At 42.9% G+C, this 14,296-nt stretch carries 16 protein-coding genes; 3 read left to right on the top strand and 13 right to left on the bottom strand.

Going from position 1 to position 14,296, the window contains the following annotated elements:
* Positions 1 to 15: 15 nt before the first annotated feature.
* The 5 genes from G8O23_RS05710 to G8O23_RS05690 form a co-directional block, all read right to left on the bottom strand.
* Positions 16 to 810: a (Fe-S)-binding protein gene (locus tag G8O23_RS05710; protein WP_166362685.1), complete on the bottom strand. Its 795-nt coding sequence runs from the start codon at positions 808 to 810 to the stop codon at positions 16 to 18.
* Between the two features lie 66 nt (positions 811 to 876).
* A complete protein-coding gene (locus G8O23_RS05705; RefSeq protein WP_166362683.1) occupies positions 877 to 2,196 on the bottom strand; it encodes a 4Fe-4S dicluster domain-containing protein in 1,320 nt (439 codons plus the stop codon).
* A 90-nt stretch (positions 2,197 to 2,286) separates the two neighbouring features.
* Positions 2,287 to 2,667, bottom strand: a complete 381-nt coding sequence (locus tag G8O23_RS05700; RefSeq protein WP_166362681.1) for a four helix bundle protein — start codon at positions 2,665 to 2,667, stop codon at positions 2,287 to 2,289.
* Between the two features lie 129 nt (positions 2,668 to 2,796).
* A complete protein-coding gene (locus G8O23_RS05695) occupies positions 2,797 to 3,768 on the bottom strand; it encodes an electron transfer flavoprotein subunit alpha/FixB family protein (protein WP_166362679.1) in 972 nt (323 codons plus the stop codon).
* A gap of 32 nt (positions 3,769 to 3,800) precedes the next feature.
* Entirely contained in the window at positions 3,801 to 4,550 is a 750-nt protein-coding gene (locus G8O23_RS05690) for an electron transfer flavoprotein subunit beta/FixA family protein (RefSeq protein WP_166362677.1), read from the bottom strand.
* Between the two features lie 455 nt (positions 4,551 to 5,005).
* On the opposite strand from G8O23_RS05690, the gene G8O23_RS05685 reads away from it, so the two are divergent.
* Positions 5,006 to 5,608, top strand: coding sequence for a hypothetical protein (locus G8O23_RS05685; RefSeq protein ID WP_166362675.1), 603 nt, complete (start codon positions 5,006 to 5,008; stop codon positions 5,606 to 5,608).
* Positions 5,609 to 5,639: 31 nt separating this feature from the next.
* Here the strand turns inward: G8O23_RS05685 and G8O23_RS05680 are convergent, their stop codons facing one another.
* From G8O23_RS05680 to G8O23_RS05655, 6 genes are all read right to left on the bottom strand, one after another.
* Entirely contained in the window at positions 5,640 to 6,767 is a 1,128-nt protein-coding gene (locus G8O23_RS05680) for a methyl-accepting chemotaxis protein (protein WP_166362673.1), read from the bottom strand.
* Between the two features lie 166 nt (positions 6,768 to 6,933).
* Positions 6,934 to 7,641: a hypothetical protein gene (locus tag G8O23_RS05675; RefSeq protein ID WP_166362671.1), complete on the bottom strand. Its 708-nt coding sequence runs from the start codon at positions 7,639 to 7,641 to the stop codon at positions 6,934 to 6,936.
* Positions 7,631 to 8,449, bottom strand: a complete 819-nt coding sequence (gene ispE, locus G8O23_RS05670) for a 4-(cytidine 5'-diphospho)-2-C-methyl-D-erythritol kinase (protein WP_166362669.1) — start codon at positions 8,447 to 8,449, stop codon at positions 7,631 to 7,633. The genes G8O23_RS05675 and ispE overlap by 11 nt, the downstream gene beginning before the upstream one ends.
* 69 nt (positions 8,450 to 8,518) lie before the next feature.
* Positions 8,519 to 9,247 (bottom strand): polyphosphate--glucose phosphotransferase, encoded by a 729-nt coding sequence (gene ppgK, locus G8O23_RS05665; RefSeq protein ID WP_166362667.1) that lies wholly within the window; start codon positions 9,245 to 9,247, stop codon positions 8,519 to 8,521.
* Positions 9,248 to 9,259: 12 nt separating this feature from the next.
* Positions 9,260 to 9,958: a 16S rRNA (cytidine(1402)-2'-O)-methyltransferase gene (rsmI, locus tag G8O23_RS05660; protein WP_166362665.1), complete on the bottom strand. Its 699-nt coding sequence runs from the start codon at positions 9,956 to 9,958 to the stop codon at positions 9,260 to 9,262.
* Complete coding sequence (locus G8O23_RS05655) at positions 9,951 to 10,823, bottom strand: hypothetical protein (protein ID WP_166362663.1); 873 nt, start codon at positions 10,821 to 10,823, stop codon at positions 9,951 to 9,953. Before G8O23_RS05655 ends, rsmI begins: the two co-directional genes overlap by 8 nt.
* Positions 10,824 to 10,901: 78 nt before the next feature.
* Here G8O23_RS05655 and G8O23_RS05650 point away from each other — a divergent pair, with 78 nt between their 5' ends.
* Positions 10,902 to 11,486 (top strand): thymidine kinase, encoded by a 585-nt coding sequence (locus tag G8O23_RS05650; RefSeq protein WP_166362661.1) that lies wholly within the window; start codon positions 10,902 to 10,904, stop codon positions 11,484 to 11,486.
* Positions 11,487 to 11,564: 78 nt separating this feature from the next.
* Here the strand turns inward: G8O23_RS05650 and G8O23_RS05645 are convergent, their stop codons facing one another.
* Complete coding sequence (locus tag G8O23_RS05645; protein WP_235942253.1) at positions 11,565 to 12,056, bottom strand: cytidine deaminase; 492 nt, start codon at positions 12,054 to 12,056, stop codon at positions 11,565 to 11,567.
* Positions 12,057 to 12,358: 302 nt separating this feature from the next.
* Between G8O23_RS05645 and G8O23_RS05640 the strand changes: the two genes are divergently transcribed.
* On the top strand, positions 12,359 to 13,303 hold the full coding sequence (locus G8O23_RS05640) for a glucosaminidase domain-containing protein (protein WP_166362657.1): 945 nt from the start codon (positions 12,359 to 12,361) through the stop codon (positions 13,301 to 13,303).
* Between the two features lie 11 nt (positions 13,304 to 13,314).
* Here G8O23_RS05640 and fmt read toward each other — a convergent pair whose 3' ends face one another.
* Positions 13,315 to 14,292: a methionyl-tRNA formyltransferase gene (gene fmt / locus G8O23_RS05635; RefSeq protein WP_235942252.1), complete on the bottom strand. Its 978-nt coding sequence runs from the start codon at positions 14,290 to 14,292 to the stop codon at positions 13,315 to 13,317.
* Positions 14,293 to 14,296 lie beyond the last annotated feature (4 nt).

Here is a 14,296-nt window from a genome sequence, read left to right as displayed (position 1 = left end):
AGTTAGCTTATTTGTTTACAAACCCAACGATATTGCAATTAGCTCGGCAATATCGTAGTTTTTAATTTCTTCCTCTTTGTTCTTGTACTTAATGCCATCGGTCATCATGGTCATACAGAATGGACACGATGTGGCAATAATCTGCGGTTCGGTTTTAAGGGCATCCTCGGTGCGCTCAATAAACACCTCCTTGTCACCCTTTTCGGCCTCCTTAAACATCTGCCCACCGCCAGCACCACAGCAAAGCGCAAAGCTCTTATTCCTACCCATCTCGATAAGGTTTGTTGTAAGCGCTTTGAGAATTCTGCGCGGTTCGTCGTAAATACCGTTGGCACGCCCAAGGTAGCAAGGGTCATGAAAGGTGATGCGGTCGTTAGCAAACCTGCTGATATCAACCTTTAGCGTACCGTTATCCATTAGCTTATCGAGAAACTCAACGTAGCTTATCACCTCGTAGCTACCGCCCAAGTCGGGGTACTCATTTTTAAAGATATTGTAGCAGTGAGGGCAAATGGCGATAATTTTCTTCACCTCGTACATCTTAAATAGCTCGATATTCTGCATGGCCTGCATTTGGTAAAGCATTTCGTTACCTGCCCTACGAGCGGGATCGCCAGTGCAACTCTCCTCCTTACCAAGCACAGCATAGCTGATATTTAGGTGTGTAAGAATTTTTGCAAAAGCTCTGGCTACCTTCTTGTACCTATCGTCGTATGCACCAGCGCAGCCAACCCAGAAAAGATACTCTGGCTTTTCGCCCTTGGCAAAAAGGTCTGCCATTACTGGTACTTGAATTTTTACTGTTTCCATATGATTAATTCTTAACTTTTACATTCTAAATTTAGCATTTTACATTCTCTGAGTGAATGCAAAAGTTTATACCTTATTCATCTCCAGATCCTCTGCCCAAACAAGCCTATCCTCTGGGGAGTATTGCCAAGGCGCACCATTATTCTCGATATTACTAAAGGTTGCTTTTAGCTCGCCAGGCGCTGAACCCTCCTCCATTACCAGGTAACGGCGCATATCAACAATAAACTTGGGGTGGTCGATATTTATTGGGCACTCCTGAGCACACGCATTGCATGTAGTACATGCCCATAACTCCTCCTCGCTGATATAATCGCGAACTAACGACTTGCCATCGCTGTACTCCTTGCCCTGCTTGAGCAATCCATCACGCTTCTCCTTCATCCTTGCCCTTAAATCCATCATAACTTTTCGGGGCGATAGTTTCTTGCCTGTGATATTGGCTGGGCATACCGCAGTACACCTTCCGCACTCAGTACAGGCCAACGCATCAAAATAGTTTTTCCAAGAGGCATCCTCGGCATCGAGCACGCCAAAACGCTCAACCGGTGCATCGGCAGGAGCAGCTGCAAAAGCTGTTTCGGGATCCATCATCAGCTTCACCTCGCGGGTAACACTATCCATATTAGGTAATTTGCCTAGCGGCTCTAATCTGGAGAGGAAAACGTTTGGCACCGACATGAACACATGGAAGTGCTTAGAGTAAGGCAGGATGTTGGCAAACACAAAGATTAGCAAGATGTGCGACCACCAGAATATTTCATGGTATAGGTGCATTGACTCAACGCTAAGGCTACCAAATGCTAATGCAATATACTCGCTCACTGGGAAAACCCCATGAGTATCGGCATTAACTGCTGAGCTATGCGCAACGTAAGCGGCATTCATTCCCAGCAGCGAAACCATTAGTAAAAAGATGATGGTAAGCGCAACGTTGGCATCGATATGCGAGATATGCTTCATTTCAATCCCCTCGAAACGCTTAACGTGCATAAACAGTCGACGCGATAGGAAGATAATAATTGCTATGGCAATTATAAGGGCAAAGATGTCGCCGGTAGCCATTAGGAAATTGTAAAACCAGCCCATTACGTTGAGCGAGCGCTCTATGCCAGAAAGCCCGTCTATTACCATCTCGATGCTTCCCACAAGAATCACCAAGAAGCCCCAGAATACCAGAGCATGAATAAACCCAAGAATGGGCCTGCGGAACATTTTGGTTTGGCCAATGGCCACCTTCATCATAAGGCCAATGCGCTTGCCAAAATCGCGAACAGGGAAATCGGGTTTTGTAAGCTTAAACAGCTTAATGTAGCGCCAAGCAGTAAACGCAAATACCCCCAGGGTGATGAGCAGCGCAATGGCAAAGAGTAGTTGGTTAATCATACTAATAATTTATGTTGAAAACTTTATTGAATGTAGAATTCTGAATGTAAAATGTAAAAATAATAAATGATGAATGATATACTTTAAAGGTTACTGTTTCTTAATGCTTTTGGCTTTAGCTGTTTTGATACTTGTTGCAAAAATTGCAATAAGCTCATTACATTCATTCAGGCACTTTTGAACCTCGTCAATATTAGCAACTAATGGTTTTTGAATTATTATTCTCAGGCTAATGCTTGTTTCGCGAAGTTCTTTTAAAACAATTCCCATTTTGTGGATGAAATCTTTGGTTGACTCTGCTGCTTGTGCTTCGCCATAATTTAATGCAGGCGAAGTGCCACTCCTAATAATTTGACCTGAAATATGGTTGCCAGCAAATGTTCTTGGAAGCATTTCTGATATTTCGAGAACTTGAACAGCAAAAGAAATTAACCTTGCCTCTAAGTTGTATGTTCTTGAATTTTCAACCATAATTAACTTATGCCAATATTGAATCCCGCTCACTCAAGGACTAAAGATAATCAGCAGAAAACTTCATCACCTGCCTGCGGCAGGCAGGTTCTACATTCTACATTTTACATTCAAAATTCATAATTTCATCTACTTTGCTTTCGCTTCCTTAACCGCTTCAACCAGCTTAGGAAGAACCTTGGCAGCATCGCCTACTATACCGTACTGAGCAGCCTCAAAGATAGGTGCATCCTTATCGGTATTAATGGCAACAATGTATTTTGATGCGCTAACGCCAGCCAAGTGCTGCGTAGCTCCGGAGATACCAATGGCAAAGTATAGGTTAGGTGCAACAATTTTACCGGTTTGGCCAGTGTGCTCCTCGTGTGGGCGCCATCCCTCATCGGAAACAGGGCGCGAGCAAGCTGTAGCTGCTCCAAGCAGGTCAGCCAGCTCCTGAAGGGGAGCCCAATTATCGGGCGATTTCATTCCACGCCCTCCTGACACTACAATCTCGGCATCGGTTAGCAGCAGCTTACCTGTTTGCTTCTGCACATCTTTAACCTGAGTTTTAACCATTGCACCATCGATACTTACAGAGCCAGCCTCAATGGTTGCCTCATTTGAAGTTTCAACAATATCGAAAGAGTTCTGCATGAGGGTAAGGATTTTAACCTCAGTTTTTAGGGCAACATTGGCAAAAGAATTACCCGAGTATGCTCTTTTGTAAACAACAAATGGCTCGGTGCTAACGGGTAGCTTGCTAACACCCGATCCAATAGCAGCTTTTAGCCTTACCGACAAGCGAGGTGCAATTGATTTACCCATATTGTTGTTGGCCACAACAATAACCTTAGCATCCTCTTTCTGAGCCATCTCAGCAATAGCAGCGGTGTACGCCTGGCTATCGAGTGTTTTTAAGGCGTCGTTATTTAGGTTAATAATTTTTTTTGCACCGTAATTACCAAGCTTGGTTAGCTCATCGTCGGCAACATTACCAATTGAAAGGGCTGTTGCAGTGGTGCCAAGCATTTCGGCAACTTTACTGGCGTAGGAAACAAGCTCGAAAGAGAGCTTTTTGAATTTTCCGTCCCAATTTTCAGTGAAAACTAATACTGACATATCTTGTGATTTATTCGGATTAACAATAAGGTTTAGATTACTTTAGCCTCGTTCTGTAGCTTTGCAACAAGCTCGGCAGGGTTTTCGGCATCAATAAACACACATTTTGCGCGTGGTTGTGGTGGTTCAAAACTCACAACTTCTGTTAAGGCATCAATAGCTGAAGGCTCAACAACCTTAATAGGCTTGGTTCGGGCTTGCATAATACCACGCATAGCAGCAATACGAGGCTCCTTTGCGATACCTTTTTGCACCACAGCAACAAATGGCGATGGAACCGAAACTGTTTCCTTGCCACCATCAATCTCGCGGGTTATTACCGATTGGCCATTCTCGAAGTTTAATCCAGATACGGCAGAAACTGAAGGATAATCAAGAAATTCGGCAATCATACTTCCTACGGTAGAGCCGTTAAAATCGCTTGATTCTATACCGCAAAGCACAACGTCAAAGCCTTCGGTCTTTACCACCTCGGCAATCTGCGCTGCCACCTGATAGGCATCGGTTGGCTCAAGATTAACCCTAATTGCGCTATCGGCACCAATGGCCAATGCCTTACGAATTGTTGGCTCGGCAGTTGCAGGACCAACGTGAGCAACAGTAACACTCTGTACTCCAGATGCTGAGTTATCTTTCAGTTCCAGCGCACGTGTTAGCGCCAGCTCATCCCATGGGTTTATAACCCATTGAACACCATTTGCGTCGAATTTGGTGTTATTGTCAGTAAATTTAACCTTAGTGGTTGTGTCGGGCACATTACTGATACAAACTAAAACTTTCATTGATAATCCTTTTTAGTTGGTAGTTAATTTCTAGATTAATTTAAACGAACAAACGGAATAAGTTATCAATCTTTACTCATTGCTGAACTTATCCCGTAAATCGTACTAATTGCCAAATTTTATTGGCGTACAAATATAAGAAAAATGGGTAAAAGCAATAATTCCATAAATTTTTATGCCCAAAAAACTCTACGTTGAAAATAGCATTTCCCTTTTTATCAACTAATTATACGCTTAGTCACTTGTTTAAAAAAGGATAATTCTAAATAAGGGTTTCTGATCAGTTCCTCGAAAAATAGATTAGTCCAAAATCATCTACGCCTTTTTACCTACCCAAGCGATACTTAACAAGTTCAGTGTTTTCACTCTTTTGAACTTTTTAAAGTTGATATATGTTTGTATTGTCAAAGTTTGAAGAGTAGAAACTTAAATCAATTACCCATATGATAGCACTAATGAATCAACTTTTAGAGTCGCTTAGGCAACGAGTAACCGATAATTTAGCCACCATAAGAGCAAACGAGAAAGAGATAAGAAAAATTCTTAATGAACCTCTTTCGAATCAACGCTCATACAATCTCACCAATAGACAATCGGTTAGCAAAAGGATATTAAGCGAGAATGCAGAAAACCTTAAGATTCAGAATATGATTGTGGCCTTTATGAGGACCTATAAGGATATACCAGAGTATACCCAGCTACTCGATTCGATAAAAAGTTTTGAGAGTGGGCTGGCCACCAAGAGTATTAAGAGTGAGCACGATACGAAGAACAGGAGTAGAGAAATCGCTAAACTTCAAACGCCCAAACCCACAGAACCATCAGTTGGGAATGAGAAAGAACAAAGTTCCAAGGTCTTTGATCATCCCGTTACCAGTAACGAATTTGCTGAGAAGGTGAAGCAATCGCTTTTTGAGATTACCACAACAGGTAAATTAGCTTTTAACAAGGCCCATCCCAAGTTTGGTGACCAAGACTTTTTTGACCAACTACTTGATTACCACACCCAACGTGAGGAATATGAGATTTGTGCTAAGCTGATGAAGACAAGGCAATAATCAGAGTTAGTCCCTAAGCACAGTTACCAATCTAATTGTATAGGTTGAAGTATCGGATGGTTTCCTTTAGCCTATCGGCAAAGGATTTAAGTTCCTCGGAACTTGCAGCCATTTGCTGACTCGTTTCCGCATTCTGCTGAACAAACTGGTTAAGCTGCTGAATGGCGCTATTCACTTGGTCTGCCCCCGACGATTGCTCCATACTAGCGGAGGTTATCTCCTGAACAAGCCGAGCGGTCTCCTCAATATCAGGTATAAGGGTATCTAACAGCTTTGCAGAGCCCTCGGTAACGTCAACACTTTTTGATGCCAGAGACACTATCTCGTCGGCTGCAATCTTACTCCGCTCGGCTAGCTTGCGAACCTCGGCGGCCACAACGGCAAACCCTTTGCCGTGCTCACCTGCCCTTGCCGCCTCAACGGCGGCATTAAGCGCCAGAATATTGGTTTGGAAAGCAATATCGTTGATGATGTTAATCTTCTCGGCAATATTCCGAATGGAGACCAAGCTCTCTCGGGATGCCGAGCCCACCTCCTTAACACCCTGCGAAACCTTACTCGATATCTTATCAGTTCGTTGAGCATTCTCTGTGTTCTGCTGAATATTTGCAGCCATCTCTTCCATTGATGAGGATACCTCCTCAACTGAAGAGGCCTCAGAAAGAGCATCCTCCGATAGTTTCTGCGACACAGAGCTTAGCTGCTGACTTGAACTAGCAAGCTTCTCCACATTGCCTTCTATCTCACCAACAACCGTTGCCAAATTCTCTTTTATCTTTTGAGTAGCACAAACCAGCTGCCCTAAATCGACCTTGGGGTTAACGCACTGGGTATCGACATCAACCCTTAAATTTCCATTGGCTAGCTCATTCAACTGCTCAACTGCCTTAGCCAATGGCCGTACCACCTTAATGGAACCATAGTAGAAGCACATTACACTAAAAGCAATATTAACAATGGTGATAAGGATGTTTACAGGCGTGTTCCCATCGAAAAACTTGTACTTAACCCCAATGGTAAACATTAAGAAAAGCAGATTGATTAGCCATACAATACCAACCTTAACGAAAACAGAGTTTTTAAAAAAACTGTTCAGTATAATGGCTGCAGCCGTTCCGGCAGCAACAATGCTTATGAAGTTACTAACGAAAAAGTTCATACCTGTTATGGTTTGTTAATGATAGTTAGATGAAATTATACTTCTCAATGAAATCTAAAGGATAATAAAAATAAATAAAAAAAGAGATTCTACAATACTAAAATCTCTTTTTGGATATTTTTAAAATACTGTTTTACTGTGGTTTTCAGAACTCACAAAAACAAATTCAATCTTCGTGGGCTAGATTGGCTACAGTCTCAATAAGTTGGGCTATATCGGTTGAGCTCATGTAGATGTTGTCCTTAAACTTGCGATACCGTTCGGTGGTATTGGCCTCATCCTCCACAAAAAGCCTAAAGGCATAAAGCCCCTCGCCCAACCCTTTGTTTATGGTTATTCTATCGATTTTATGCTCTAAGTTGCGCTTAAAACTATTGCTAAATACATAGCCTATGCCATTCCCAATAATTCGAATAAAGCTTTTCCTATTGTAATCGACAATATGTGCAAGTTCATGGCCTATTACGCCTACTCGTGCTTCAAACGGAGCGTTTTTAAGCAGCGGGGCTTTGCGTCGATTTTTGGTTTCGTTTATAAGGATTGAATAGCGTCGGTTCTCACGCTTTCGGAATATACTACCCACGGTAGGCATAGCAGCCATAGTGGTGGTGATATTGCGAGTTTTAAAGTTGATGTGAATCTCTTCGAGGTTGGGGTAATACATTAGTGCAGCGAGAATGGCGTGCTCGTAGTTGGGCTCAACATCCTTATTAGTAAGCAGTGCATTTCGCAACGAATCCTTGTGCTCTTCAATCCAATCGGGGCTTGGGATAGGGTCGAACTGAGCAAAAAGGCCAGTAGCTACTGATATGGAAAGAACTATTAAAAGGCAAAACTTTCTCCTAATCTCCATTTGTATCTCCTTACATTTCATGAATTGAATTGTAATATCCGGTGAACTCTTGGGGTATGCTTGGCTCATCAATAAATAGTCCAAAAACAGTTGAACCACTCCCCGACATACCTGCGTATACGGCGCCCAGCTGGTAAAGTTTATCTTTGATATCAGCAATAACCGGATACTGAGGAAACACAATGTTTTCAAAATCATTGGCAATAAGTTCTTTCCACGTAACTGGGTAATGGCTCTCCAGATTATTCAAATCGAATGGAGTAGAACGAGGCGTACACTTTGCGTATGCCCTACCCGTGTTTACATGTACTCCCGGGTTAACTAGCATAAGGTATCCATTTAGCTTAATATCGATGGGCTCAAGAATTTCGCCTCTCCCCTTCCCTAGGCATGGGATATTCTTCAGAAAGAACGGGCAATCGCTTCCCAGCTCAAGGGCAAGACTTTCTAACTCCGGTAATGACAATGGATTTTCTGCCAAATCGTTACACATCTTAAGGGCAAAAGCCCCATCGGCTGAACCTCCACCCAATCCTGCGCCCATTGGAATTTGCTTATGAAGATGCATAGCAACCTTGGGCAATGTTGTGTGTTTGGCCAATAAATGGTATGCCTTTACACATAGATTATCCTGAGGATTACCACCAACCAACAAACCCGATTGGCTAAAAGCGATGGGTTCATGGTTATGCTCAGCAGGAATTATCTCTAAAATATCACACAGAGTGTAAATGGGATAAAATATGGTTTCGATATTATGAAAACCATCGAGTCTCTTCTCGGTAATATAAAGGCCTAGGTTAATCTTGGCGTTTGGAAAGGCTATCATACGATTTGCTTTTGCACAAAGATAGTACGCAAAATGCGGTAATCAAACTTGTAAGAATTTTGGATAAAGCTAGGCAAGCAATGCGGCACCTACTATTCCCGCATTATTAAGTAGCGTTGCAGCCTCAACGCGACAGTTTGTTTCAAGGTGCATCTCGAACTTATCGAGCTTTTTGCTGGTACCACCACCAATTATAAAGAGTTCGGGGTAGAATAGCTGCTCCAAGTAAATTAAATACTTATTAAAACGCTTACCCCAGGTTACCCAATCCAACTCTTCGCGCTTGCGGGCTGAGTCGGAGGTAAAGTGTTCCCCTTTTTTTCCATTCTTAAGGTAGATGTGACCTAGCTCGGAATTGGGTATAAGCTGGCCATTGCTAAAAAGTGCAGAGCCTATGCCGGTGCCAATGGTAAGAAATATCGCTAGACCCTTAAAATCTTTCACTGCACCAAATTTGAGCTCGGCGTATCCGGCAACATCTGCATCGTTGAGCACGTTAACCTCACAACCGGTAGCCTTACTAAACAGCTTGTTGATATCAACACCTATGAAACCCTTATCGATATTAGCAGCAGTTTTCACAATGCCATTCTGCACAACCGCAGGGAATCCAAAACCAACCTTTCCTTTCCAGCTAAAGTGCGATACCAACTTACACACCGTTTCAACGGTTTCATCAATAGTAGCGGGCTGCGAAGTGGGTATTCTGAACCTTTCGGCAGTTAGTTCGCCGGTGAGGGTATTTACAATTGCACCTTTAATAGCTGAGCCTCCAACATCGATACCTAGTACCTCCATAGCTATTGAATATTAGTCATCATTAGAAACCTTTTCGGATTGAGCTCCCTGCACCACAACAACAAGTTCGCCCTTTACGCCCTTTGCTTCGAAATGGGCAATAAGTTCACTTAGCGTTCCTCTTACTGTTTCTTCGTGCAGCTTACTAATTTCGCGCGATACGCTGGCAATACGATCCTCGTTTAGGATGGTTAATAGTTGCTGTAAAAGTTTTACCAAGCGGAAAGGCGATTCGTAAAACACCAGAGTGCGTGGTTCATCTCGTAATGCCTCAATACGCTTATTTCGTCCTTTCTTTTGGGGCAGGAACCCTTCAAACACAAACCTGTCGCAGGGTATACCGCTACAAACTAGTGCAGGAACAAAAGCTGTGGCACCGGGTAGGCATTCAACCTCAACGCCTTTCTCTATGCAGGTTCGAATAAGCAGGAAACCAGGATCTGATATTCCAGGGGTACCAGCATCGGAGATAAGCGAAATGGTTTGCCCCGATGCAATACGCTCGGCAATTTGCTCCACCGTGCGGTGCTCATTGAACTTATGATGCGACCAGAGTGGTGCTTTTATATCAAAATGCTTAAGGAGGACTCCGCTTGTACGAGTATCCTCGCTAAGAATTATGTCCGATTGCTGAAGCACTTTAATGGCCCGAAGGGTCATATCGTCGAGGTTCCCAATGGGCGTAGGCACTATGTATAGCTTGCTAGTCATGCAGTAGCTTTCTACGGACTAAATCGATGAGCTGATTGGCAGCCTCGTTATTCTCATCCCATGAAAAATTCTCCTGAATATAAATAAGGGCATCGTTAATATCGGTATAGCTATTGAGCTGCCTTATTGACTTGGAGTATAGCTCGGCATTGCCATTGAAAAGTTCTTTGGTAAAAAGGAACTTGTCGTTTATTCCTATGGCCTTGGTAAGGTCGGCAATGGGCTTGTTCTTTAAATGCGAAGCCATATCCTTTTTCCCTCCCCCGAGCATCTCGTTACGGAACTTCTTTTTCCCTTGAAATTTTTCGGCCAGTGTGGTTGATACATTCTCAATATTCCCATTCCCATTGCTATTATCCATTTGCTTACCCTCTGGCTCAACCTCAACATCCAAAATACTCGGTGCTGGCTCTTCCTTACCTATTTCATAATCCTGTTGCTTTAACTCAGCATCAGGTTTAGGTTCGGGTTCATCATCTAAAGTAAAATCCTCTTGATGCGAGGTTTGTGACTTCACCTCTGTTTCTAAAACATTCTCGAGCTTATTTCCGGGAGTGGTGCTCTTCACTTCCTGCACTGCATCCTTATCGCTGGGCTCTTTCTCATTGTAAATATTATCGTCAGCTTTTGACGCTGAGGGCACTTTTGGCTTATCATCCACAGGCCCGTTTTGCTCCGGTATAGGTGTGGGATTGGCTGTTGTATCCTTATCAAAAAGGATAACCTCATAGCTAGCCCTAAGCTTTTCCAACAATATATCGCGTTCAATTGACGATAGTGATCCTCGCTCAATACCTACTTTTAGAAGCTCTTGAGCATCGATGATTCGCTCGAGTACTAATTTAAAATTATTCTTATTACCCATAGTTCAAATTATTCTGTCTGCAAAATTAAGAATTTGCTTACTTTTGTAAAACTAACGAGATTATTTCGATTTATTACTATGCTTTTTATTGAAAATTCCTTAGGCGGTGCAAACCGCAAGGGTTGGATTGAAGTTGTTTGCGGCTCAATGTTCTCGGGCAAAACCGAGGAGCTAATCCGAAGACTTAAACGTGCAAAGTTTGCCAAGCAACGGGTTGAGATTTTTAAACCTCAAATTGATACGCGCTACTCCGAGGAGGAGGTTGTATCGCACGACTCCAACTCCATACACTCAACGCCTGTTACCTCATCGGGCAATATCCTGCTGCTTGCATCGGATGTTGATGTTATTGGGATTGATGAGGCTCAGTTCTTCGATAATAATCTTGTGGATGTATGCAACAAGTTGGCCGACCAAGGGATAAGGGTAATTGTGGCCGGGCTTGATATGGATTTTAAGGGTAAACCCTTTGGTCCCATTCCACAAATAATGGCCTGCGCCGAGTATGTTACCAAGGTACACGCCATTTGTGTTAAGTGTGGGGCACTTGCCCAAAATTCGCACCGATTATCCGATACTGATAAACTTGTAGTGCTTGGCGAGACCGATATCTATGAGCCTCTTTGCCGATCATGCTTCAATAAGGCAACAAATAAAAAGTAAACCGATTGTATCCTTACCCCACATTACCGGGATATTAAGTTACTCAGCAAAAAGCCAGTTTTTTTTTGTGTTACAGAACTACTTAGTGGCCTCTTTTACACTTGAAAAAGTAAAAGGAAGCAGAAACTTAGCATCTTCAAGCACAATTATTCTTTTCTCGCCAACCATTACTATGGTGTAAGGCCTTCCTCCTAAGTTCTGGGTTTCTATCATTACCTGTCGGCAAGCACCACAGGGCGATACAGGTTCAGCAATTGGCGTGCCCTTAAAGCTTGCAGCTACAGCCATTGCCTTAACTGCTACTCCCGGAAACTGTGATCCAGCGTAAAAAAGTGCAACACGCTCGGCACATAACCCCGATGGATACGCACCATTCTCCTGGTTGCTACCCAAAACAATCTCGCTATTATCGAGTAATACAGCTGCTCCCACAGCAAACTCAGAGTATGGTGAGTAGCTGGTTGTCAGGGCTTCCTTGGCCTTTTTAGCAAGATCCTTGAGTTCCAATGGTAGATCCTCAATTCGTTCGAACTCTTTATACTGAAATGATAACTCTTTACTTTTAGCCATTGTAATGCATTTAAATTTGCTATGACCCAATTTTTTGAGTCCCCCAAAGATACAAAAAAGCTGATACTTATGTGTAATCGTATAATCCATACAATAGGTTACATAAGCAATAACCCATATTACCCATCGAAACGAATACTTTTTACATACGCAACCTAAAGTTACCTCTTTTAAGCGCTATAACGCTGGCTATTGAGCACAATATAACCCTCTTTTAGGTAATTAATCTTAGAATTAAAAAATGTAAAATGTAAGGTAAACTGAACTTGAGATACTATATTTGACCAAAATATTTTGATTGTATGCTGGTGAAAAAAATTCTTTTTACAACATATATCCTTTGTATTGCCATAATTACTGCACATACCCAAACAACAAGGCAAGAATATATTCAGCAGTACCAGAAAATGGCCATTGGCCAAATGGAAAAGTATGGAGTACCTGCAAGTATTATTCTTTCTCAAGGGATACTGGAGAGTGGTGCTGGAAACAGCACTTTGGCAGTAAAAGCCAATAACCACTTTGGCATTAAGTGCCATAGCACATGGACTGGGCCTCGTATTTACCATGATGATGACGCCAAAGGCGAATGCTTTCGCAAGTACAGAAGCCCAGAGAAATCGTACCAAGATCACTCCGAGTTTTTAAGAGGTGCTCGTCGATATGCATTTCTTTTCGATCTTGATCCAACCGACTATAAAGGTTGGGCACACGGGTTAAGAAAAGCCGGCTACGCCACAGACCCAAACTACCCATCCAAGCTGATACGTATAATTGAAGAGGAAAAACTATATCTACTAGACAGGGGTGTTGATATAAAAATTGAATCGCCCACCCTAGGTATGGGCGAACTGCTTGACCCAGGCAGCTATAATATCGATATATACAACCAACGGAAAATTTACGTACGTAATAGGATAAAGTTCATTAAAGCTAAGGAGGACGATTCGTACCAGAGCATTACCAAGGAGATGGATTTAATGCCTTGGCAGCTGGCTAAGTACAACGATATAGATAGAGATGAGAAGCTTACTGTAGGACAAGAACTGTATATCCAACCCAAACGACGGAGAGCGGAGCCAAACCATCCGCTGCATGTTGTTGAAGAGGGAGAAACTCTTTACGATATCTCCCAGATGTATGGGATTAGGCTAAAATCGCTATACTACAGAAATAGAGTGGACGAAGACTATGTACCTGAAGCTGGTGAAAAAGTTTTCCTTAGGGGCCGTAAACCAAAGCTTTAATACAAGGGAAACTACTTAAAAACCGATTGCTCAACATCCCGATATCCTTTAAGGAAATCGGTTACGGATAATTTGCGTTTACCTGCAAGCTGCAGTTCAAGCAACCTGATCCTTCCTGCTCCACAACCAACCTCCAGGTATGTTTTGCCATCGGTGAAAATTTTACCTGACTCGGAGGGTTTATCGTTTTCGCTTATCTCGCTACGGAAAATCTTTACACCCACCGCATCGCTATTTGTACCTATAAGTTCACACCATGCAGCGGGGTATGGGCTTAGCCCTCGAATAAAGTTATGCACCTTTTCTGCCGATCTTGACCAATCAATCCGGGTAGTATTCTTAAAAAGTTTTGGGGCAGAGCTAACTGTCTCAATTGAGGCTAAAAGGTTTTGCTGTGGGGTTGGTTTTACCTCTGCGGATGCAATTGCCCTAACCGTTTCCGTCACCAAATGTGCACCAACTACCATAAGATTATCGTGGAGTTCGCCTGCTGTGTCATTACTACCAATAGCTATTTCGCGCTGTAACAGAATATTTCCGGTATCTATCTCCTTGTCGATAAAAAAGGTAGTAACACCGGTTGATTTATCGCCATTAATTAGCGCCCAGTTTATGGGAGCAGCACCACGATAGTTGGGCAGTAACGATGCGTGTAGGTTGAAAGTACCAAACCGAGGAATTCTCAATAAAACCTCGGGCAGCATCCTAAAGGCCACAACAATGGCCAAATCGGGGTTTAGTGATTTCACTTCATCAATAAACTGAGGATCCTTAAGCCTCTCGGGTTGAAATATGGGTAAGCCACAGCTTTGGGCATACTGCTTTACAGCCGACTGCTGAAGCTTTTGCCCTCTACCCGCTGGTTTATCGGGAACAGTTACCACCCCCACGATGGTGTAACCCTCTTGATTTAGCAACCTAAGGGGCTCCACGGCAAATTCTGGGGTTCCCATATATAGTATTCTCAACTTTTGGGCATCGTGTGTCATCACA

Origin of the sequence: Perlabentimonas gracilis (assembly GCF_011174675.1) — a bacterium.
GTDB classification, from domain to species: domain Bacteria; phylum Bacteroidota; class Bacteroidia; order Bacteroidales; family Tenuifilaceae; genus Perlabentimonas; species Perlabentimonas gracilis.
The sequence above is the reverse complement of the archived record's forward strand: the minus strand, read 5'-3'. Positions and strand labels throughout refer to the sequence as shown.